Genomic DNA, 24,160 nt, shown 5'->3' with positions numbered 1-24,160 from the left:
TTTAATTTACTTTTTCAAACCACAAATTTTGAACTCGTCCAGCTGAAGCTCTAAATCCTGTTATTTGATGATTTTCATTTCTTACAAACATAAAACTGTAGCCATCAATAAGAAATAGATCAGTTTTGGCTGCCGAAATCACAATATCACTAGCGCGAGCATGAGTAAACGTAAGTTTATCGTCCTTTAAAACAGCCTTATAAGTGGTATTTAGCTCAGGACTAAAATATTCTCCTATAAATTCTTTAAGGTCGGAAACTTCATAACTTGGTGGTGTAAATTCATGCGATATAATTGGTTCATCATCATTAATTAAAACCGTCATCTGACGTTTTTCATTGGATCTTGAAAATAGAACTCTTAAGTCAACATTAACGCCCAGCATTTTGAATTCGTTAGGCGAAATTGGCGCTAAAGTACTTTCATTTCCTTCACCTCTAAAATATCTTAGGGTATCATTTTTAACATAAATCTTTCTGGCATATTTTTGATCATCATTCCAAAAATGGCCACTTAATTTTTTTAATTGCTCATCAGGAAGATTTATATATTCTACTTCAAGTGTAGAGGCTATAGTTGTAGCTGTTTCTTTTTCAAATGAATCCTTCAAATAAAGATCTGCAACTTGAAGTGCTAAATTTCCAGGATTGGATTGGGCTAAGTTACTAAAGACCATAACGGAGACGTTTTGATTAGGGAATCTCCCAAGATAACTACGGTATCCAGCGTCGGCACCACCATGCTGAATTTGATTTAAACCTTTGTAAGTGTCTTTGAATTGACCATAAGCACCACCAAATGTTTCACCATTATTAAGAACTGCTAGCGTATTCATCTTACTAATGATATCTTTATCACCTATATTATATGATGAAAAATTCATAGACCATAATGCCAAATCTTCGACTGTTGTAAATAAACTAGTTGCTCCTACGTTCGCAAAATTTAAGACGCTCTTTTTATAGTTGTTTTCACTTACAGTGTGGTAAGAATAGGCTCGATTTTTAACTATTTTTTCATGATCATCATAAAAAAGTGTATGAGTCATATTTAAAGGTTTGAAAATATGTTCTTCGGTAAATTCAGCAAAGGTTTTACCAGAAATTCTTGCAACGACTTCAGCTAAAAGTGTAAAACCTGTATTGCAATACATATAGGATTCACCTGGATTAAAATTCAATTCCTTTTGCTGAGACACTAATTTTAAGATGTGTTCTTTGGTGATAACATCATCAAATCTCCATCCAGCCATATTTAGTAAGGTCCACTGGTCTCTCATTCCGCTTGTGTGTGAAGCCAAATGTCTTAAGGTAATGGTTTTGCCAAAATCTGGTACTTCAGGAATGAATTTACGAATATCATCATCGAAAGATAATTTTCCTTCTTTTTCTAATAATAGAATTGAGAACACAGTAAACTGCTTTGAAACCGATGCAATATGAAAAATTGTAGAAGGTGAATTCGGGATGTCATACTCCAAATTTGCACTTCCATAACCCTTTTTAAAAACAATTCTTTGATTTTTAACAACAGCTACAGTAGCTCCGGGCTTATGTATATCATTAAAGTTTTTGAAAATATCATCTATTTTTGATTCTAAGTCTGTCGAGGCACTGGTTTGTGCTTCTATATTTTGCATTAATAATGAAGCAATGACTATAATAGAAAAAAAACGAAGACTTTTAATATATTTCATAATGATGATTGTTTTAAATAATTACACACCTGGTTGTATTGGCTAGGAACTAAATTAGTAAAAGAAAACGAACCAGAGGAAAATCCGCAGGATTTTTGGAATAGGTGAGGACTTATTAATTAATTATGCAGGTTGTTGGAAACCGTTGATCCTATTTATATGTGTTAAGTTTTAAAATCAGATCAAGTTGCACTGTCGCGTTAAATGGTAATTGCATGATTCCCATTTTTACCAAATAATTCAATTAGCGTTTCGAATGTACCATCGAGGACTTGAGGTAGTCTTGAGAATTTCTTAGACGTATTTATGAGAACCCCTGTAGCTTCACAACACTTTCAATTAGGTCTAAATCTTGTATGGCTTATTTGTCATATTGAATACTAACGAACCGAGGAAACGCTAGTATCATATGCTCGTTTCCGAGTACGTAAAAATCTAGCAATTACTCATATGCGTTGTTCGCAAGCGTTTATTAATTTTCAGAAATGTAATTCTCTTTTATGGAAGTAACATCTTCAATTTTTTTCCAATCAGTTGGTCTTTCAAAATCTTGACCAGACTTTAAAACTAAAGCATTAGGAAAATTGTCTTTTATATATTTCCATTTAACATCCTTCCATTTATTTTTATCCATTTCTAAAAGTTTAACATCCTTAAGAGGGCCAGATACAGCTTTTCCAATTAGCGGCCACCAGAGACTTTCTGTTTCTCTATCCCAAAGCACAAAACCATCAAGACCATTCCATACATCATAATCATAATATGTATATCCACTTAAAGCAAAAGTCAATTCCTTGTCACCATAATTTCGTTCGTATATGGCGCCTAAATCGGCTAAGATGCAATAAACAGCCATAATTGGCTGTCCGTTTAATACATCATTTACAACTTCATGGCGCGTTAAATCTTTTACAGAATAAGCTTTAACTTCCTTTCCAGAGTGTGCTAATAAAAACCTAGTGCTATCTGCCCATGTTTTATCTGCTTCAATCACAGAGATGAATTCTGGCTTTAATAATGCTGGAAATTTCTCTCTGCCAATACCATAATGAAACTGCTCATCTTTAAGCGAATATCCACTTATGTCGAAATGTTGATTTTTATCTTTTCCACCATATAGCATTTTCTTACCGCTGCTTTCAAAGAACTTGCTATTTTCAATTGCAACTGGACGCTTCTTTTTTACAACTTCAATATGGTCTTCAGATTTTTCTGTTTCTGTTTCTGCTTTTTCGCTTTTTTGCAGCTTACATCCAAGAAATATCACAATTGCTATTAAAAATATAGATTTTTTCATAATCTTACTTATTAGGTTTGTCAACGGTATTGTCTTTAAAAAGTAGCATTTTATTAATCGCATACTTTTCGAACAGTATAAAGGTATTAAAAAATACAGGCTTCAAACGTTTCCCTAAACACAAAATGGAAATTTGAAAAGGAAATCTGACCAACGGAAATCCTAGAGTTTTCAGGGTAGGCGAGGACTTAGCAATTAATTTTATACGTTGTTGCCAGCCGTTATGTTCTGCTGATTCTCACCAAAATTCATTTCACTAATTTTTTTGTAATTCCTTAAGCATTTCTGTAGCATTGTTGTTTTCAGGATTCAGGCTTAAAGACTTATTGTAATTTTTAACTGCCTGATCAGTTTTGCCCATTTTCATGCAAGCTTCTGCATAACTGTCATACACATTAAAACTATCAGGATAGAGCATCATGTTCACTTTAAAAATGTCCTGCGCCAATTTTGTTTTGGCTTGATTTAAAAATCTATAACCTAATCTATTTAAGTTGTCCTCAATAATGACTGGATTATTAGGGTTTTGCTTCATTAAGACGTTATATGCATCCATTGCTCCTTCAAAATTTCCTTCTAGGAGAAAGTCCACAGGGATTTTTTCATCATTATTTATTTTAGCGAAAGTTGATACTATTGTTCCATCGTTAGCATCAATTCTAAGTATATTGATTATTTCAGTTTCTGAATTTGGTTTGAATTGAATGAGTCGTTCACTCGCCCTTGAAACAAATGTGCTATCTGAAATTTTGACAATCTCCACAGATTCTTCCGTCAGTTTGTTTTCTAGGATAAGTAGATTATCCTTTTGAAAAATCTCTAAGGGTAGATTATCATATCTCTGATACCGACCGCTAATTTCATCAATAATTGATTGATCAATTTCCATTTTCTTATGTGTTGGAACATAATCATCCCACTCGTATGTAATGGCAACAGAGCGAATAAGTTCCGAAATAAAGTCTGGGTGATTGGAGTTGGTTAATACAACCACACCATAACCTTTATCCTTGTGAGCAATCAACTCACTAGAAAACCCTTCATTCCAACCTCCATGTCCAAAGTATATTTCGTCTTTCTTTTTATTTATAAAAATTCCTAGTCCTATAAATTCTTCCACAAAAGGTGTGAGCATTTTTGTAGTCATCTCTTTAGATAACCCTTTTTCACTGTGACCTTTCAGAGTCTCTTGTATGTTGATTGCAAATTTTGCGAGATCTTCTGCATTTGTCCATAATCCGGCAGGAGCCATTTCAGGATAAGTATGTCTTTTACCTTTAGTCATTGAGCCATCTGGTAAATAACCAGTAGCAGCCATCGGTAATTGATCACTTGTTAGAGGTTGATTGTAGGTGCTATTATTCATTTCTAAGGGTTGTAGAACTAAGTCATTCATAATCTCTGGAAACGATTTCCCTTCAACATCAATCATTATTTGTTGTACAATATTATAGCCACCACCTGAATATCTAAAACTTTCTTCGGGCACTTTATCTACAACGCTAGGGCTTGAATTAGAAGGAGATGTCCCATTTAATACTTGAACAAGTGTTGGCACTGGTAAATCTGGACTATAACCCAAAAAACCGTGAACGGTTATGCCTGCGGAATGATTGATTAGATTTTTAATAGTTACCTTTTTCTCTTTGGTGAATTCATTATCTGGAACCTTCCAAGATTTTAAATAGGTATTAATGTTTTCGTTTAAGGCGACCTTATTTTTTTCTACAAGCGTTAGTGCGCCATAAGCAGTTACAGGTTTGCTAATCGATGCTGCTTGGAAAAGTGTTTTTACAGTAACGGGAGATTTACTCTCTTTATCCATTATACCATAAGTTTTTGTCCATTCAATTTTGCCATTATTTATGACAGCAATACTTACGCCAGGAACTCCATAATGCGTCATGCGTTTTTCTATGGTCCATGTTGAGTCTCCCTCTATGTATATTGGAGCTATGAGGCCCGTTTCTACCTTATTAATCATATCAATCGAAGCATCAGAAGTAGGTGCCTCTTGACACGATTGAAGAAGAATTATAGCTAATAGTACAAAGAGATTATTTTTCATAGTAGTAAATTTTTAATAGAATGTTTGATGTTTAATGTTTTCCCGATTTCCGGTTATTCTGTTCTTTCTTATTGTTGGTACCGTGATAGATTATGGCGCATTGTTTAAGGTTTAGCAACTAATTTAGCAAAAGAAAACGAACCAGAGATGAATCCGATTACGAAAACCGAAGTTTTAGCGAAGGGTTTAGGGTTTTCCGAGTACAAACAAAGTGATAATTCTGTTGACACCTCCCCATAATATTACACTTTAAGTTCTTGAATAACAGTAGAATTAGTCGTTTTTTATTTTTTATTTCCAAATAAATTATCAAATGGACCCATTCAGTTTGTTTTTAGTTCGGATACTTTGATTACATCTAGCGTTATATTGTAAGATTAGCGTCAGATTGATTGGAAATTCTCTATCAAAACTTGGTACAGTTTGAACGGCTACACAACCTTGATATTTTGAACTTTCCCTACATTTATTATATAAAATGTTCGCAAACTACCTTATAGTTCTTTTTCAGTATTTTACCTGACAATTCAATAAAATTTCCTCTGAGATATTATTAAAATATGGAACCAATTAGAGCACTAATTAGAGCACGGCTCTCATTGAATAATGTGGCAATTTGATAACTGAAAATAAAAAAACACGCATAAAATATACCAGGGAATTTGATGGAAAGTGTTATTGTTTTCTTTGAAAGCCTTCTCATTATTTTCAAGGCAGAAACTGCCCACATAATAATAATTCCAATTACAGCACCACCTATTATATCTGTCGGATAATGAAAACCTAAATAAATTCGAGGAAAACAGACAATAAACAAGACATATGCATATGAAATCATTCCCCATTTTTTTGAGATAAGAAAAACTCCAGTTGCTAGTGAGAAGAAAAGAATGGCATGATCACTTGGAAAAGAACTCAATTCGTTTAGCCAAGAAAATTCATCTATTTGATACGTGAAATCGAATTCTGGATTAAGAATAGGTCTAGCTCTATAGGGAAGTAAATTAGCTAAGGCCCGACCAACAATTATTGCAATAATGGTACCAAATAAAGTACTAATGATTTTTTCACGGTTATGTGAGCTTTCACTTTTTTTATTAAACCAAAGATACCATAGGACTGCTATAACCACCCCTCCCTTTACGAGTTCATTATGTACTATTATAGTCAGAATTCTCGTGAAAGAACTTGCATTATGAGCAAGGTCATTTAGTATATCAATAATGAAATCATCCATGACTGGTTTGGTTTTTAAAGTGAGGCATCAAATTTTTTATTACGTTCTTTTTTAGACAACGATTCTTCAAAATCATTATCTGAAACATCAACTAGTTTATTATATGTTCATTCATTGTAATCTTTATTGGAAATCCATCCTTCATTTAAATATTTGCTCTTTGTCCAACCTCTGTTATTATTTTCGATGCATAACCTTAATCTCAGCTTTAAACCTTGTAATCATTGCTGAGCTTAAAACATTTTCTAAATTGCTCGTGTATAATTAGTTGTGTTGGATAGGGCTAAAATAGTAAAAAAAATGAAATATAGGAAAATTCGTAAGGCTTTCTGAGTACACAAAAAGTATACAATGGGTTATGTCATAGGATTCAGCTTAAAAACTTTACCTTTAATTATAATCACATTGTTGTTAATCTTAATTGATTCGGTGTTATTTATAATAAATTTGTTTTTAGGTGATTCAGTGAAAAGCTTTACAAAAATAGTCCTGTCTAAATATGTTTTTATTATTGCTTCAAAATCTACTTCGTATTTGAATAATTCAGTTAAGGAACAGTATTTGGTATTAATGCGGACGGGCAGATTGTTAGCGATAATTTATTTTTCGATTATTAAATTTTCTAGATATCTAACAGCAGAGGCAATTAGGTTATTTCTATTTTTCGCCTGTTTTTCATAATTATCGAGGGTTTCCCTATTCAACTTTCTTCCTTTTATAAAGACAGTTGTGGGATTTTGTAATGCTGATAAGTCTAATAAAGGATTATCGTCTATTAAAATAAGGTTGGCAATTTTACCGACTTCAATGGTTCCCATTTCATTCATAATGGAATGCGTTTTTGAAGCATTTATTGTTGCTGTTTTTAGTACTTCGTAATTAGAAAGTCCGGCTTCTTTGTAAAAAGCAAGTTCTTGATGAATTGAGAATCCAGGTACAGTTACGCCTATTCCAGAATCGGTACCACAAATAATTGTTGTGCCATTTTTATGAAGTGTTTTAACAATTTCTAAATGAAAATCATGCTGTTTTTTTATTGTCTTAACAATGGAAGAGTCTCTTAATTTAGTATGATACCATCGTTCAAATTGAGCTTTACTATCAACCTTTTTAATAAGAGGATTAATGAATTGTAGTTGCTCTGATTCTAAAATGTTATCATCAATAAGCATTTGATAAATATTATTGTAAACTGTTAAAGTGGGACTAAAAAAACTTTCTTTTGATTTTTCATATTCATTAAACACGTGTTTCAATTTTAATGTGTCTAATAAATTATAGTTTAATGGTTGTTGTATAATTTCCTCTGCATGCTCAATAGACTTTATCTGTTGTTTGAAATGATAAGAATAAGATACTTTTTGTGAAGGATGTGCAACAATATCTATATCAGAGATTATTGCTTGTTCAACAACAGCATCGAATATGTCTTCAGTTAAACCATAGTAGGTTTTAATAAAATCGTACCCTCTTTTTTTATATGAAATCACTTTTTCTTTGGCGTCATTAGGGCTTACTAGTTGTAAATTATCATCTCCAATAAATTCTGGACCAGTAAGTTTAGGACCAGTTGTGAAAAACAGCGGAGAAATAATTTCATCATTGTTTATATCTTCTTTTAGTCTTAAATGCATTGGCATTCCCCATAAGTTTCTAACAGCAGTAACACCGTTTGATAGATACAAACCCAGTTCATATCTATCCCATATATGAACATGCATATCTATAAGACCAGGAGTTAGATATTTGTGTTTTGCATCTATAATTTCAACGCCTTTAATTTCAATATTGTCGGCAATGTTTTGAATTATGCCAGCTTTGATATACACCATTTTGTCAACTAAAACAGTGTCTTGGCTCATTGGAATTACATTGACATTGGTAATAAGGAAGGAATTATTATGAGCAGATTTATTATTTTCAACTTTTAAGTAATTGGTGCTTTGCGTATCAATGAAAAGAACTATCGCAATAAATATTAGTAAAACTCCAATACTTATCACAATGAATTTAAGAATTCGTTTTAATGTTTTCATATTTAATCAATTATCGTTAATGTGTTCGTGTATGAACGTTGTTGGCTGTAGTTTTATCACTTTATAAATAGTTTCGATACCTCATTACTATTTTATGAGAATCTGAAGTCTTTTGATGATAATAGATGATGTTCTTATCTACTGTTAGCGTAGGAGCTTCTATTAAATTTGAAATAACTTCTGAAAACAAAACCCTAGGTATTGAAAATTCGGATTGAGAATCCCTTCTAACCGCAACGCATATTTCAAAAACTGTACTTGGAGTAATTGGACCTTTTAAATATCTGGTGTAATACAATTCCAAATTATCACTACTTATACAAGGCGCATAATAAATATAATTAGCGTCATTGATGTTTTGTAGTATTAACGCAGAATTAGGAAGTGTATTAAATGTTGAAGAATTGTCTTTTTGAGCAATTCCCAAAGTTGTTTCACAAGGACCCATGCAATCTGTGTCATCAAATCGGGCATTACTGAAATACAAAAATTGGCCATCTAAACTTATTCCATGATCCATTATAAGCCAACCAGGAATATTCATATTAAAATCTCCTTGCACGCGTTCAATATCACTAACACTCCCAACATTAATAGTTCCATGAAAGAGATTTTCCAATTCGGTAGGATAATTTCTTGTTGATGTCCAATAAAAATTCCCATTAGAATCCATATCAGCAACTGCGTCTAAATGAGGTGTTGTTGTTTGATTTGTTCCTACTAACTCTCCTACAAAATTAAAAGTTGAATCATTGATTTTAGTGGCGTAATAAAGTTTTGTATTTATACCATCGTTTAAATTATTAAAGAACAGATTGTTTCCACTAGGTGATATAAATGGCTCCATAGCATCAAACAATAAACCGTTAATGTTTACTTCTATTTCTGAACCAAATGAAGGGTATGATACTGATTCAGCAATATCACTATCATTTGAGGAGCAAGAATTGATTATTAATGATATAAATAGGATTTTAAAAAAAGCCTTTATTTTCATTTATTACTCTTTAAATTACTGCCAACTTGCTTTCGAATGGAAAGTTGGTTTTAGGTTAAGCGACTAAATTAGTAAAAGAAAACGAACCAAAAGGGAATATGCGTGACTTTCCAAGTAAAGACTAAGTAAACAGTGGGTTATACTTGTCTAACGCAAGCAGGCAGGTTGTTAGCTAATTTATTCTTTCTATTAATTCAATAAGGCTTTCAACATTCAAAGCACTTGTATGTTTCGCAATTAAATTTCCTTGCATGTCATAAAAATAGGTAGTTGGTAATGCTGTCATTTCATTTATCCCGTATTCAGATAGTTTTTTGGAACTCTTTAAGAAATTGAAACTATATGGTTTAGAATTAGAGAATGATGTAATCTTTTCTATTGATTCATCTGAAATCATCACAAAATTTATATCATTTCCAAAACGTTTCTTAACGTCTTCAAAATATGGAAATTCTTTAAGGCAAGGTGCACACCAAGTGGCCCAATAATTAACAACAAGTGGTTTTCCAATATATTTAGTTAGTTCGATATCGTTTCCTTTCAAATCTTTTAATTCTAATTGACTCAATAATATATCAGGAGATTTAATAAACTTGTGATAACCAAAAGTCGCCATTAAAATGAAAGTTACGCCACCAATTATAAAGCCCTTCCAAAATGTTTTTTTTACCATGATTATTTTATTCAAAAATTAATATTAATACAATTGACACAATAAGCAATACTATAAATCCTGTCAATAAACCTATTAAAAAACTCGCTTTTTTACCTATTTTCATTTAATTGTCTTAATTATTTATATGCAGTGTTATCAATGGTTTTATTTACTCCAGATATGAGATGAAAATACTTGATCTAATTCAGGATTAGCAATATAATTGCTCATAATCTTTACAGTTAATAAGAGTACTTTTTCTAAAACCTGTACTTTGTTATAATGACTAAATTTTAATATAACTAACTCTTACTCTGATTACCAATAAAAACGGTTAAGCTCTTAAATGCTTTTTCTCGATATGGAAGCAATGCTTTGTAGGCTTCCGAATCGAAAACATTTTTAATAGCCTCATTATTTGGAAACTGCATTACCACAACCACTTGAGCCGTTTGAGTTCCTACAATAGCTTCAGAAATCTTGTATTTTACGAATGGCATCCCGCCAAATTTTTTAAAAAGGGGACCTGCATTGCTTACATAATATTCATAGGCTTCTTGTTCTTCTAGATTTGGTGTCGCATTGACAATCATTAATGGTTTTTCTGACATAATTTTATGTATTTAAATATGTATTGGGTTTTAAAGTTTATAGTCACCACCAACTTCGATGGTTTTATCTAATATGAGATCTTCGGGATTAAAGCCATCAAATTTGAAATCTGACATGATTAACTTGTGAAGGTTTCGCTTTGGATTCTTTTTTAATTTAATAGCATAGACCAATTGTGTATGCGGAATTAAGACACCATCAATTTCTTTAAAATCTGTAAACTCTACAGCGCCACCAATTGCTTTATAACCTGGAGGTTTCAAATAGGTATCTCTTATGGTGTATTGTGTAAAATCCATTAGCCTCGTTTCTTTGTTAATCCAAGCCAAATATTGATCGTGTTCCATGTGAGGTTCTGCTTTTCCCCAAGTACATAGTACCAAATCATAAACTTGTCCTCTAAATTCCTTTTCGCCAGCATAACTAATAATTGGGGCTTGTTTTAGTCTATCTATCATTTCAGTAAAATATTGAAAGGCAGCTATGCCGAAAACTTTCTTTATGTTTTTACGTGACGATTTGTCCTTAAAAATAATACTGTCATTGTTGATCTCATAGTAATTCCAATTTTGAAGACCGGCATAACTTTCTGCTTCCTTTCCATCTAAAAAATGTGCTTGACCGTCAAAACTGCCAATGCGATATTTAAATTCCATTTCAGACTTCATATCTGGCCATATTTTACCCATTCTTCCTAGTAAACCTTTCCAAGTATCTTGAGCATGATAGGAATAAACATTGTGTTCTTTGAGTTTATCAAAGCCTTGAGCTTTCCATGCGTTCTCTAAAAGTTGTTTCCCTTTTTCTGTATTACGATAAGTGATACCTTCTTTTTTTATCATTTTTGTACGTAAATCTGCTATTCCGCAACTCTGTAACATCATAGAAGCTAAAATCAATAACCCTAATTTTTTAATAATATTTATTTTCATCTTTATATATTTTGTGATACAAAGATGCTTCTTGATTAGGGTTTTGGATTTGTAGATTCGTTCAAAGACTATGCATTTTGGTTCAAGTACGATATATACGTTTTAAAAAAGTAGCGAACTAAGAACATCTTAATTCGCTACTACCATCAATCAACAAAAACACATCACACTAATTGTCTTATTTAGGAATTCAAATTTTACTATTATGATTTATTTTGTTGAAGCCTTTGTGATTTCGTTGTAAATAGTGACTTCATCACCATCAAAGAAGCCTTGTTTCTCCCAAACAATATCCCCTTTTTTATTTAAGAGAAATGAATGTGGTGTGCTGTTTGCATTCATAGCATGCATTAAATTTCGATCCACATCTAAGTACACATCATATTTCCAATTGTTATTTTCTACAAAAGGTTTAACGCCATTTGCATATTGAGGTAAATCCACCGAAACGGCAACTATATTAACTCCAGTTTTTTTTTGCCAGCTATCATAAACTTTAGATATTGCTGTTAACTCTTTTTTACAAGGAGCACAGCATGTTGCCCAAAAAACCAATAAGGTTGGCTCTCCATTTCTAATGATATCTTTTGAATTTATAGTATTGCCATCTAAGGTTTTAATATTTATAGATGGAACAGTCGTTACCCTAACTTTAGTTGTTTTTTCTAGTGGCTTTATAAATGAAAATGCAGATACAATTATTGCAAATAATGCGATCATGGTTAACCTTATATAGTTTTTCATATCATTAATTTTTAAATAAAAATGAAAGGATTGATGATTGAAATTCGTCATCAACCCTTTTCTTTAATTAATTATTGTGGGAAATTAAATTTGGCATGTATACCATCAATTCTTGTTAGAGATTTTTTTAATAATGGTACTACTTTTTTAAATTCAGGATCAGCCATTAATCCATAATAAGCATTAGTATTATTCCATTCTACAATACCTGCCATATGAGGTTGTAAAAGATAATCTGCTTCAGGTAACCCTTTAATCGGTTTAAGACTTGCTACAAATGTTATTGGACCATATTTCTTTTTTGGGCCTTCAGATTTCTTAAAATATTCAGGTAATAACTTTCCTGCTTCCGGTGTTAACCATGCATTAAAAAATTCGTAGGTTTTATCTTCTCTAAAAGTTACTGGAGTATCCTTTTCTACAGTAAAATAGGCTAACTTAATTGATGTTAGTATCGCATCTCTTATAGGAAATAATTTTTTAGCCTGACGATCTGCTAATAATTGATCTCTTGCTTCAATATTTGGCCATTCAAAAATTGCTATCATTTGCGGAGCAACTTCTCCATCTACGACAGCTGTCACTTGTAAACTACCTAACATTTTACCTCCGTATTTCGCTGCAATTGGTAATATTTTAGAAAAGTACTCTTTACCAAGTTCTGCTTCTTTTCCTCCTTCTACTGTTGCGTAGGCTATCTCAATGACTTTTCCTGATTTAAAAAGGATTTTAGCTTCCCTTACAATATTACCATCCGTTAATACTGTATTTTTCTCGTTGTTGTTCTTTAATTCTTTATCCGAATTATTAGCATAACTTGTCATTCCCAAACTAATGGCTAGTGCAAATAATGCTGTTTTTACTGTTTTTAAATTTTTCATGTTTACTGTTTTTAATTGTTTATAATTTGATTTTAATATTTATGCGTGCTTTAAAATTGAGTGTAAAAATTTTTCATCTGTAATTAGCACGTCTTTTTCTACATACGTTTTTAGTCCGCTTAATAAATCGATTATGCTTTTTTCAAGTTTCGGCTGAATTAAAATTTTATTGAGGATTTTTCCGGTAACACCAAGTTTCATCTTGTAGTTAATAGTTACAGAAACTCTAGAAGTATTCACACTTAATTTTTCGATTTCAAAATAACCTGTAAAGCTTTCTATTGGTGGTAGTTTTTCTATGGGATTCACTTGAATTAGAAATCCATTCCCTTCGTTCCATTCTATAATGGTTTCCGATACTTTTCCAATTGGAAGTAATTCGCAAACCCGTGTTGCGCCAATACCTTGGTCTTGGACAGAAGATATATATGATTTACTAACTCCAGGGTTGAACTTATAAATGTCCCCATAATTTGAGAGTACTTCCCAAATGCTTTCTTTAGTTGCGCTTACTATTTTTTGTTTTTTAAATGTTGCCATTGCATCTTGTTTTTCAATTACAAGACAAATCTATAACACGATTAAGCTTCCATTTTTAATTTGTAGCGAACGGGAAGAAATCTTTTTTTAAAACCGAATTTTTGTGGTGAACAGGAATAATGTGGTGAATGGGAAGATTAAATATCACGGTTTAAAGCTTCAAAACGTGTCTCAATACTTCCTTTTTTGGATCTTGAAATAGGAATTCTAATAGGCAAATAAGTGCTCTCAAAATAGGCTTCTCTAACATTGCCAGAAATTTGCATATCCTCATTAAGATTAATAATATAAGATTTATGGCAACGAACAATGTCTGGATACGACTGTAATTGTAGTTCAATATTTTTTAAGGTAGTTCGAAGCATTTGCTTTGACAACACACCAGTATTTTGCCAGTACACTGTACAGTAGTTATCGTTTGCCTCTATAAACGAAATATCTTGAGGATCTAACGCTAAAGATTCATTAGTATGACTAACAATTGTAATCATGGAAGATGGTCTCTTGACTTTAGTCAATACTTTGCTACCTAAATGATTAAACTTAATCAATAAATCTTGAACTCTCGGATTCTTTTTTATCTCACTAAACATTGGATTGTTGAGTAATTCGCCAAATATAAATCCGATACCATAAGCTGCAGATTTTTCAATATGTTTAAGAAATCCTTTAATGTCAGACTGACCAAGTTTTATAATCGCCAAGGCATAGTCAAAAAAACCAGTATCCTTATTTATTTCAAGTGCATATATTTTATTTTCAATAGCTCGACTCTCTTCAAAAAATCCAATTTTCGCATAGGCATATCCCAAATTCGCATAATATTTAGGATCTTGATTATCTGCATTTATACACACTTTAAAATCTTCAATAGCAGATTCTAAATTTCCTGACAATAAATTTGTAGAACCTCTTAATTCTATAAGCGGAATAGCATCTGGATATATATTCAATCCCATATCTATATAATCTAAAGCATCTTTAAATCGCCTTTGATAGATACATATTCGCGTAATCATAGCATATTGAGGCAAAGCCAAAGCATCTAACTTTATAGAGTGTAGAGAATGTTTTTCGGCACTTTGTATGTCTGAAATATGAATATAATACATGGCAGAAAAATGATGTGCTTTAACACTGTTTTTATTTAACCTTAATGCTTGATCGAGATTTGCTTTTGCCTTTTCAAAATCATGCTCATGAAATATATTTATGAATGCAGCAGACACATAAGATTCTGACCGTTTATTATTAAGTTTTAGCGCTTTCCCTACAGCAATTTTTGCGTGTTTAAATGCATTCTTTGGATTGTCATAACCCATTGCTCCAATAATGCCATAACAATCTGCTAAAGCTGCATAAGCTCTTGCGAAATTTGGGTTTTCGCGGTTGGCTTTTTTGAAAAAAGAAATTCCTAGTTGCATTTCTTCATGAGTAAAGCGATTCCAATGATAGAGTCCTTGTTGATAATATTCTCTAGCTTGTGACTGGTCTTCATCTAGTGTTTTAAAGATTGTATTTGCGCCTAGAATAGCTTCAGAAATATCTTGAGCCAAAAGATCTAATGCATGAGTCCATTTTTCTAAATGAAACTCGTTTTTAGAAATTAAAACTAGGGTTTCATTTGAAGCATCATAGAGTTGAGAAATTAAAAGTGGCTGTCCTTCTTTAATGGTGATACTGCCTTCCAGTACATAATCAACTGCAAAACGCATTTTTATATCGTTATGTGGTGCTGGATTGTCATTTAAATATAAACTGGTTGATCGCGATGTCGTACTCAATCCAGAAACCGAAGATATTAAGAAGATCAGTTCTTCTAAAATCCCTTCAGATAAATACTCAGCGTCTTTAAACGCTTTATTAACGTGATATGGTAATACCAGTATTTTCTTCATTTTAATCCTATTGGGATATTTAATATTGCTTTTTGCTTAAAAAGATTTAAAACCAAGGTGAATTATTTCAAATTCAATTTTATTTCTTTTTTCAGATAGATATAAGTCACTAAAGTAGATAGAATATCTGCAATTGGAAAAGACATCCAAACCCCATTTATGCCAAAATATCTTGGAAGAATAAATACCAATGGAATTAAGAATATACCTTGTTTTAATAAAGTTAAAAATAGAGCAGGAAGCGCTTTGCCTGCAGCCTGAAAATAAGCAGAGCCGATTAATTGTGTTGTAATTACAGGTGTTGCTATAAACGCTATAATTAAAGCATCTGGCGTTAACCCTAATAAATCTTGGTCTTCAGTAAAGATCCCAACTAATTCAGTTGGAAAAATCATGATTAAGATGAAAATTGAAGCGGCAATTCCAGTGCCAAAAAGAATTGAGGTATTTATAGTTTGCCTAACTCTAATTGTATTATTTGCTCCATAATTATAACCAGCAATAGGTAAAAAGCCTTGAGTTACACCTAAAACAGGAAACAATGCAAACATCATTACGCGATTAATAATTCCATATACGGCAATTGAAATTTCGCCTCCATATTTAAATAAAGTATAATTCAAAATAATCACCAACAAACTAATTGTTCCCTGCCTAACTATTGTTACGCCACCTAAGGCGATAATTTCTTTTAAAATTGAAACATTGATTACAAAATATTTAGGAATGATTCGTAGCCCTGTATTTTTAGAAAGGAAAAACCACAATATAAATAATCCCGAAACTCCATAAGAAATAGAAGTTGCTAAACCTGCACCATAGATCCCTAAATTCATGTATTTTATGAAAACTACATCTAAAATAATGTTAAATATAGCTGGGAAAATCAGGGTACACATGGCATAATTAGGCTTGCCAACGGCTCTAATAACAGGATTTCCCATCATTGCAAAGGCTAAAAAAGGAACTCCCCAAATAATGACATGAAAATAATCTGTTGCTGGGCCAATAATATTTCCATTTGCTCCAAACAATTGTAAAATAGGAAAGCAAAAGAATGTTCCTAAGAACACAAAGAAGAAAGACAAGCCAACGGTTAAACTTATCTGATTTCCAAATACTTCAAATGCTTTTGAGTTATTTTTTGCACCTAATGCTCTTGAAATAATAGAGCTTCCTCCAATGCCAATTCCCATTCCAATAGAAGAAATTAGAAATGCAATTGGTAAAACCACGGTAATCGCCGCTATTGCCATAACTCCAATCCAACGACCAACAAAAATAGTGTCAACAATCATATTAATAGACATTACTAAAATACCTATAGACGCTGGAATAGCCTGCTTTAACAAAAGCTTACTTATCTTTTCCGTTCCTAATTCATTGACTTGTTTGTTCATGCTCTACTTCGAATTTTCAATATTAGAATAATTCTTTCTAAGAATGAGAAATGAGCTAATGTTTAAGTATTAATTAACATCAAGCTTCAATTTTTAGGATTTCTTTATGAAGTGAAAGGCTATTGAACTACGTAGAACTCATTAATCGATACTCAGTAGGCGATTTTCCGAAATGTGATTTAAAGGAGCGGTTAAATGTAGAGATAGTTTCAAAACCACAATCGTAAGCGACATCAGAGATTCTATACTCTTTTGATACCAACATCTTTGAAGCTTTCTCTAATTTCATTTTCCCAATAAATTTTTTAGGACTTTCCATAAACGTTTCACGAAACTTACGCTTAAATGTAGATAAACTCATTCCACATAAGTGAGCTAATTCATCAATTGATAAATTGGAGTATAGATTATTAAGAATGGTTACTTTAAAGGTACTCGTATTCTTTTTAAACATTGACGACAAAAAGTCTAATTGAGATGGCGCATTTACAGTTTTACTCATCAATAAAACAAACTCCTTTAGTTTAGTTTTAATTAAGGTTTCGTCTGCTAATTCAGGATTGTCTAATAGCAAATTGATACTGTCTTTGAAATTACTGAGTAATTCATCTACTTGAATTTGTCTTACATTATAATCTACTATATGAGATGAATGCATAATATCAAATTGAAATAATTCTTCAAGAATAATGGGATATAATAATACACCAACAACTTCAATTGAATCACTTTTATCGCGTTGCTTTTTGTTGGTCTCAAAAAAATAGTCAAAACATTTTGCTAATAGCCCTTTTCCTTTGTCAAAAGAAATAAATTCATCCTGTGTTCTTATTGAAAACTCTCCTTCATTGATGAACATAAAACAAGCTTCTTTGTCTTGGTATAACTTTGGAATACGTTTAAAACTTGACATGCGTATTCTCTCAAAAACAATTCGATTCTTGTACTTTAATATTTTTTGTTCTTGAATCATTTGTATTGTTCTCGTTTTCCTGTTTTGAATTTTAGGATATCCCTAAAGTATTGTCAAAGTTTGCGTATGAAATGTGGACTGCAAAAGTATGCTGCATTTTCGATATAATAACGCTCCTAACTTTTATATTTTGTCTACCAACAGTGTTTTAATTATTTCTGTTTTCTGTTTGAATAGGAGAAGAGGAAAAATCTTCCCATTCAATAGGATTGTTATTCAATCTCGATAACATGGCTATTTGACCAATATGAGTTAAAATATCAGACAAAGGGCCTTGAAATAACCTTTTGGAGTATTTCATATCTAATACATTTTCTGATAGAATTTTGTCCAAGTTCTTTAGTTCTGAATTAAACCTCTCAATTTCCAATTCTAAATCTAGCTTGTCGGGTAATTTTTTTTGAACGCGTTCCTCAATAATATAAATTGTTGTAGAGCATAAGACAAAATACATATGGTTAATGATTTCCTTTGGGGTTCTGCTTTCCTTTCCCAATGTGAAACTACCAAAATCAGCATTTCTATATTTTACTGATTTTTGAAATCTATAATCGATTGTAGCTAAAGTATGTCTTAAAAATTCGTTCTTCATTTTTCTTTTTTCAGAATTATTACAATGTTTAGTATTTAAAAAGTAGGTGGTTTCAGAAATATTTTTAATCTAGCTACATAAAAGTAAAAGCGAGTTTCAACCTTGAATTTAGTAGTATTCTACCTGTTTTTATTTACAGTATTCTAGTGCTTTTATTTTTTGTACGGACTTTTTTGATTATTAATTTCCCATTTCCCATTTCCAATTAAATAGGGAACCTGTCTCTCCAATTTTAATGAAACTGTTTTTTTCTAGAACTTTGAAAGAAGCAGTATTGGTTTTGTCTGTCGAAGCAACAATTGCTTTTATTTCAGGTTGATTTTTAGCCCATTCAATCATTCCACTTACTATTTCTGTCATAAAACCTTTATTCTGAAATTCGTCATAAGTTCCATATCCAATCTCTATTTCTCCGTCAGCATTTGGTTCACCAACGATACATAAATCGCCTACCATTTTGTTGTCAATTTTTGAGATTGCCGTCCAAAGAGTAGAATACAAATAGTTTTTACTCTTGTCTGCAACATTTGGAAGAATTGTTTGTTCAAACGCTTCTTTTAATTCTGATGAAATCGTCCTTGAAGTTTCATTTAGTTTTAGTTCAATCTCCAATGAATTGTCACATTTTATATATTTTACCAACTGCTCATATGTCAACGGTTTTAAAATAAGTCGTTCAGTTTCTATCATTAATATTTTTTTATTATTCTGTTTCGGTTTGGTTGAATGACGCCCAAGGTGTTTGTGTATGGTATCTAACTTTGGGTAAGCACTAAACTACGCAATTTTTTATACACGTTATTGTGCAACGTTTTTATTCACGATATTAAACTCTTGTAGAACATACCAGTATCCTCCGTTTCTTTGTTCGATTAAACTGATTTTTCCGAATTCTAGTTCCGTTGGAAACTTCAGTTTTTTTACTTGTTCAAATATGGCGTCAGTACAAGTCGAATTTCTTGGATGCATTAAAGTTATATGGGGAAATTGTTCTTTAGTCAATTTGATTTGTCCCAAGACAGATTTTCTTAATTCCCTAAATTCAATATTTCTATCAGTTGCGGGTATTAAAACACCTTTTCCGTTCGAAAACCGTTCCACGCTTTTAAATCCAATTGATATTGGCTTTTTCAAGGAGATAGATTTAATCCGCTCAATGATACTTTCGATTGACTCAATTTCATCTTCTCGACAAAGTGTAACGTGAGCTGATATAAGATTGTATTGGTCAGGATTAAATTCAGCCCGAATTTTTTCAATATTTAGATTTGATTCTTCGATGAATAAAGTCAGTTGTTTTCTAATCTCATTCATTCTTTCTCAACTGTTGTCTAACGTGTTTGTTTAGGGCACACTGTTTAATTATAGGCAACTAAATTAGTAAAAGAAAACAAACTAAAGAAAAATCCGTAGAATTTCACGAGTACACTCAAAGTAAACAATGGGTTATAAACATTGTTGTAGTGCGTTAAACTATTAAATAGCGAATAAAAAAATATTCATTATCTTTCTTATGTTGTATTATGAGAAAATTTAGCTTCATTTTAATATTTATTCCAAGTTTCTGTTAGGGTCAGAATTCTGTAAATGTTCTTATCGACAGATTAGACCTAGTAAACAGACCACTAAATAATTTGTTATAATTTATTCCAAATTAAAAACGAATTCTAAACAAAACTAAAATAATCATGAAAAAAATTACACTTTGCATTGCGTTATTAGTCGGGTTTGTATCTCATGCCCAATGGAACATAGATACAGCAGTGAATACCTTAATTGCAGACTCTAATTCTGGAGATATGAAATCAATAGGGACATCGGATGGTCAAACCTATATTGTATTTTGGAAAGTAGTAGCGGCTCCTACCAATTATGAGCTAAGATTACAATTATTGGATGCCACTGGAACTAAACAATTTGGAAATGATGGGATGTTAGTAAGTAATACCATACCTATGTCGACATTTACATCTGTTTGGTCTTTGAGTATAGACAGTAGTGATAATTTATACATTGGCTGTTCGGGTACTGATGACGATTCAGGTCATGCTTTTAAAATGAATACAAGTGGTACGCAATTATGGGCAATTACGTTTCCGAGTGCTTTAGTGGTAAATATTCTTCCTCTTTCTTCAGGAGACAACATTGTGTCTTGGTTAAGTACAAGTGCATTTAAAGCAACCATGCAAAAATATGATAGCAATGGAAATGATATTTGGCCGGCAACTCAAGCTGCTTTGAGTGGTTCAAGCTCTACTTCACCAGGAGATCTTTACGAAATTTCTACCGGAAATTATATTATGGTATTTCATGTTATCGGAAGTGGCATTAATTCTACATTATATGCACAGCGTTTTGATACAGATGGAAATGCTGTTTGGACCAATCCGACCCAATTGTCAAATAAAACAACAGCTTTTAATACAACGTATGATGGATTAGTTGATAATGACATTGTTTATTATGGTTATATTGGAAAATCTGCTACACGTTTTGATTCCTATTTGCAACGGATTAACTCAGATGGCACCTTACCTTGGGGGATAAACGGAATGGACTTCGATACTAACGAAACCAATTATGAGCAAGCTACCAAAATAGCTTATAGTTCTGGGTCGAACTATATTTGGGCGGTATGTAGCTATACAAATACCTCACAAAGTGAATCTGGAGAATACGTTCAAAAATTTGATAAAACTTCGGGAGCACGACAGTTTACAGATACTGCTAAAGAAATTTATGTTATCGGATCTGAAAATGTGCATGCTGGAAACTTACAGCTAGTAAATGATCAGCCTTTATTTTTAATTAAAAGTGGTAACGATAATGGCGCAACACCTACAACTTTAAATGCGTGTTATTTAGATTCGAACGGAGATTTTGTATGGCCAGAGGAAATTAAACCGATGGCTACATTTTCTGGGAATAAGGGTAGAATTCAGTTTGTGAAGCCTGTTAACGGTCAGGCTGTTACTGTATTTATTGAAGATAAAGGTGCTGGTAATAAGATATATGCTCAGAATTTCACAGACACTGCCTTATCAATTGACGAATTTAATTCAGAAATATCATTACAATATTTAAACCCTATAAAGAATGAACTAAAACTTAAAAGTAATGAGTTAATAAAAGTTGTGAGTGTTTATAATATCTTGGGGCAATCAATAATAACACTTGACACCAATTCTAATGAAGTCGTTATTGATTCACAATCATGGACATCTGGAATGTATTTTATTAAGATTTCAACTATAAACGGAAATGAAAAAGGAATAAATATTTTAAAAGAGTAAATATTTACAAGTAATTCTATTAAATTCATTTATGTTTTTTACTCCTGGTATATTAGTGCCCAAATAATCTCAACAAGTTTTATTCGAAAACTTCATTTAACCAATACTCTAAGCTATATTTTAGATAAATATCTCGATCTACCTCTTGATATTTTGTTTTTATAAATTCAGCAGATATAACAGGATTTTCTCTATCTATAATAAAAACATTATTCTCATTATAAAAATCATATTCCTTAATGGTAGCATTTGTTGTTATCAATTTTCTTCTTGCTCCTAAAACCTCTAAAGTTCTCATTGTTAGGCCCGATTGTATCGATTTTTCAATATCAAGTACACAAGTCGTATTCTTAATAATAGATTTAATTTCTTCTTTATTAATAGACTCGAATTCGAAATCACTTTTTTTCGCTTTGCCAAAACTCTTAGAAAACAATTTCCACAAGTAAAAGATTCTCCAATCTTGTAAATAAATAAAGAAATAGGTTTTTAAATTATTTGATTTACAATGGTCTCTTGCGTTCATGAGCACTGGGTACCTATCTGGATGTGCTGTCCCAATAAATACTACATCATTTTCATGATTTTTTTGAGCCAAAGGAATTTGAGCGTAAGTATCTAAATAAAATAACGGACGGAAATGTAAATAGGTATGTTTATTAACATCATTCAAATCAAATGAAAGAATCTTATCAAATAAAGGGAAAAGTCTCTGAACCGATTGGCGATGTTTAATTGAATCCCACAGGTATAAAATAAACTTGGCATCTTTTTGATGCTCTCGTAAGTCCTTTAGAATTTTTGGTGTAATCACTTCTCCTTTTATGAAAAACACATAATCATAATCATTCATTTTCGTTTTCGAAATGATGTCTTTATAATACTTCTCAATTGGAGATTTGACTAGATTCTTATTTAAACGAATCAAAAATTTATACCAAAACGTGTTTTTAGGGCGCTCATCAAAAAAATCGACTTCTGCTCCTAATTCAACCAGTTTATTTTTTATCTCAGTCTGATAACCAAAAAAACTTATGGAAAAAAAAAGTATTTTTTTACCTTTAAACATGTTGTCCATTTATTTTAATAAGCCTTTGTTTTTCATTTCTTCGAACGATTTGGAATATTGATCACTTTGAATTTCTTGATTAGAAACCCATTGACAAAACAACTTAATTCCTTGTTCAAAAGAAACCTTAGGTTTGAAACCTAGATCTATCGTAATCTTGGATAAGTCGGCATAATTATCTCGAATATCTCCTAACCTAAAATTACCAGAAATGGTATAATTAATATTAGCATTGTATTCCTTAGTCAAGTTTCTTATCACATCTAAGACTGATGTTTGAACACCAGAACCTACATTATAAACATTATAATTAGCTTCATCCTTTTCAATTCCCAGAATGGTAGCATCAACTACATCTTGTATATAAACAAAATCTCTACTTTCCTCGCCATCCTCAAAAATGTTTATTTCATTATTATTCTTAATTCTGGTAGAAAATATAGATAGTATTCCTGTATAAGGGTTTGATAAGGACTGTCCAGGGCCATATACATTTTGATATCGATAGGCAACTACTGGGACATTTAGAGATTTCCCGGCAATCATACACATCTCTTCTTGTACTTGCTTTGTTAGCCCATAAATAGATGACGGGTGTATTTTACTCAATTCATCGGTTGCTAACAAACCGGCATTTGTATTACAAATCGGGCATTTTACATTAAAATCCTTTTGCAACATATCACTTTCTTTTCGTTCTTTTGGATAGACAATACCATGTTGGATACACTGATATTTACCCTCACCATAAATGGATCTTGAAGAAGCAATTATAATTTTTTCAACTGAATGGTCTTTATGATTCGCTAAAATATCCAAAAGTATAGATGTTCCTTTTATATTTACATCTGTATACTTTTCAATTTCGTACATGGATTGACCAGTGCCAGTCTCTGCTGCCAAATGAACAACCATATGTTGACCCTGTAAAGCTTTTAACCAATCTTGTCTGTTTCGAACATCTCCTTTTATAAATTCTACTTCATCCTTTATTAGATTAAACAAGTGTGACTTTTCAGGGATACTGCCATGAATTTGTTCAGATAAATTATCCAACACTCTTATTTTATATCCTTTACCAATTAATGTCAGAGATAATGCAGTCCCGATAAAGCCAGCACCTCCAGTGATTAGTATGTTTTTTTTCAATTTATATCTTTTTTGTAAATTTTTTTAAAATACTCATAAACAATATTTTCTTTTAAATATTCAATTGTCTAGTTGCGAAAAATACGGCAAA

The 24,160-nt window shown here is 31.8% G+C and carries 21 protein-coding genes; 1 reads left to right on the top strand and 20 read right to left on the bottom strand.

Features of this window, described 5'->3' with window-relative positions; all coding sequences use genetic code 11:
* Position 1 precedes the first annotated feature (1 nt).
* The 18 genes from V7719_RS06240 to V7719_RS06155 form a co-directional block, all read right to left on the bottom strand.
* Complete coding sequence (locus V7719_RS06240) at positions 2-1,696, bottom strand: serine hydrolase domain-containing protein (RefSeq protein ID WP_335729024.1); 1,695 nt, start codon at positions 1,694-1,696, stop codon at positions 2-4.
* A gap of 472 nt (positions 1,697-2,168) precedes the next feature.
* Positions 2,169-2,993 carry a DUF3179 domain-containing (seleno)protein gene (locus V7719_RS06235; protein ID WP_335729023.1) on the bottom strand — a complete coding sequence of 275 codons (825 nt, stop codon included), beginning with the start codon at positions 2,991-2,993 and terminating at the stop codon, positions 2,169-2,171.
* 256 nt (positions 2,994-3,249) lie between these two features.
* Positions 3,250-5,061 (bottom strand): serine hydrolase, encoded by a 1,812-nt coding sequence (locus tag V7719_RS06230; protein ID WP_335729022.1) that lies wholly within the window; start codon positions 5,059-5,061, stop codon positions 3,250-3,252.
* 553 nt (positions 5,062-5,614) lie between these two features.
* The gene (locus tag V7719_RS06225) at positions 5,615-6,298 is read right to left on the bottom strand and encodes a phosphatase PAP2 family protein (RefSeq protein ID WP_335729021.1); all 684 of its coding nucleotides are present in this window, start codon (positions 6,296-6,298) and stop codon (positions 5,615-5,617) included.
* Between the two features lie 599 nt (positions 6,299-6,897).
* Positions 6,898-8,334 (bottom strand): amidohydrolase family protein, encoded by a 1,437-nt coding sequence (locus V7719_RS06220; protein ID WP_335729020.1) that lies wholly within the window; start codon positions 8,332-8,334, stop codon positions 6,898-6,900.
* A 61-nt stretch (positions 8,335-8,395) separates the two neighbouring features.
* Positions 8,396-9,331, bottom strand: coding sequence for a hypothetical protein (locus V7719_RS06215; protein ID WP_335729019.1), 936 nt, complete (start codon positions 9,329-9,331; stop codon positions 8,396-8,398).
* A gap of 172 nt (positions 9,332-9,503) precedes the next feature.
* Positions 9,504-10,004, bottom strand: coding sequence for a TlpA family protein disulfide reductase (locus V7719_RS06210; protein WP_335729018.1), 501 nt, complete (start codon positions 10,002-10,004; stop codon positions 9,504-9,506).
* A 284-nt stretch (positions 10,005-10,288) separates the two neighbouring features.
* Positions 10,289-10,597: a DUF1330 domain-containing protein gene (locus V7719_RS06205; RefSeq protein WP_335729017.1), complete on the bottom strand. Its 309-nt coding sequence runs from the start codon at positions 10,595-10,597 to the stop codon at positions 10,289-10,291.
* 30 nt (positions 10,598-10,627) lie between these two features.
* A complete protein-coding gene (locus V7719_RS06200) occupies positions 10,628-11,530 on the bottom strand; it encodes a hypothetical protein (protein ID WP_335729016.1) in 903 nt (300 codons plus the stop codon).
* Positions 11,531-11,740: 210 nt separating this feature from the next.
* Positions 11,741-12,274, bottom strand: a complete 534-nt coding sequence (locus V7719_RS06195; RefSeq protein WP_335729015.1) for a TlpA family protein disulfide reductase — start codon at positions 12,272-12,274, stop codon at positions 11,741-11,743.
* 71 nt (positions 12,275-12,345) lie between these two features.
* Complete coding sequence (locus V7719_RS06190) at positions 12,346-13,155, bottom strand: hypothetical protein (protein ID WP_335729014.1); 810 nt, start codon at positions 13,153-13,155, stop codon at positions 12,346-12,348.
* Positions 13,156-13,194: 39 nt separating this feature from the next.
* Positions 13,195-13,695 carry an SRPBCC family protein gene (locus V7719_RS06185; RefSeq protein WP_335729013.1) on the bottom strand — a complete coding sequence of 167 codons (501 nt, stop codon included), beginning with the start codon at positions 13,693-13,695 and terminating at the stop codon, positions 13,195-13,197.
* 137 nt (positions 13,696-13,832) lie between these two features.
* The gene (locus tag V7719_RS06180; RefSeq protein ID WP_335729012.1) at positions 13,833-15,593 is read right to left on the bottom strand and encodes a LytTR family transcriptional regulator DNA-binding domain-containing protein; all 1,761 of its coding nucleotides are present in this window, start codon (positions 15,591-15,593) and stop codon (positions 13,833-13,835) included.
* A gap of 62 nt (positions 15,594-15,655) precedes the next feature.
* On the bottom strand, positions 15,656-16,993 hold the full coding sequence (locus tag V7719_RS06175) for an MATE family efflux transporter (protein WP_335729011.1): 1,338 nt from the start codon (positions 16,991-16,993) through the stop codon (positions 15,656-15,658).
* A 127-nt stretch (positions 16,994-17,120) separates the two neighbouring features.
* Positions 17,121-17,966 carry an AraC family transcriptional regulator gene (locus tag V7719_RS06170; RefSeq protein WP_335729010.1) on the bottom strand — a complete coding sequence of 282 codons (846 nt, stop codon included), beginning with the start codon at positions 17,964-17,966 and terminating at the stop codon, positions 17,121-17,123.
* Positions 17,967-18,114: 148 nt separating this feature from the next.
* Entirely contained in the window at positions 18,115-18,558 is a 444-nt protein-coding gene (locus V7719_RS06165) for a hypothetical protein (RefSeq protein WP_335729009.1), read from the bottom strand.
* A gap of 180 nt (positions 18,559-18,738) precedes the next feature.
* The gene (locus V7719_RS06160; protein ID WP_335729008.1) at positions 18,739-19,248 is read right to left on the bottom strand and encodes a GNAT family N-acetyltransferase; all 510 of its coding nucleotides are present in this window, start codon (positions 19,246-19,248) and stop codon (positions 18,739-18,741) included.
* Between the two features lie 108 nt (positions 19,249-19,356).
* Positions 19,357-19,872 carry a 2'-5' RNA ligase family protein gene (locus V7719_RS06155; protein ID WP_335729007.1) on the bottom strand — a complete coding sequence of 172 codons (516 nt, stop codon included), beginning with the start codon at positions 19,870-19,872 and terminating at the stop codon, positions 19,357-19,359.
* 374 nt (positions 19,873-20,246) lie between these two features.
* On the opposite strand from V7719_RS06155, the gene V7719_RS06150 reads away from it, so the two are divergent.
* On the top strand, positions 20,247-21,851 hold the full coding sequence (locus tag V7719_RS06150) for a T9SS type A sorting domain-containing protein (protein WP_335729006.1): 1,605 nt from the start codon (positions 20,247-20,249) through the stop codon (positions 21,849-21,851).
* Positions 21,852-21,930: 79 nt separating this feature from the next.
* On the opposite strand, the gene V7719_RS06145 is transcribed toward V7719_RS06150, so the two are convergent.
* A complete protein-coding gene (locus V7719_RS06145) occupies positions 21,931-22,920 on the bottom strand; it encodes a hypothetical protein (protein ID WP_335729005.1) in 990 nt (329 codons plus the stop codon).
* 9 nt (positions 22,921-22,929) lie between these two features.
* Positions 22,930-24,069 (bottom strand): SDR family NAD(P)-dependent oxidoreductase, encoded by a 1,140-nt coding sequence (locus V7719_RS06140; RefSeq protein ID WP_335729004.1) that lies wholly within the window; start codon positions 24,067-24,069, stop codon positions 22,930-22,932.
* Positions 24,070-24,160 lie beyond the last annotated feature (91 nt).

It is taken from the genome of Psychroserpens sp., assembly GCF_036960315.1.
Taxonomy (GTDB): domain Bacteria; phylum Bacteroidota; class Bacteroidia; order Flavobacteriales; family Flavobacteriaceae; genus Psychroserpens.
This window is presented reverse-complemented; position numbering and strand designations above follow the sequence as displayed.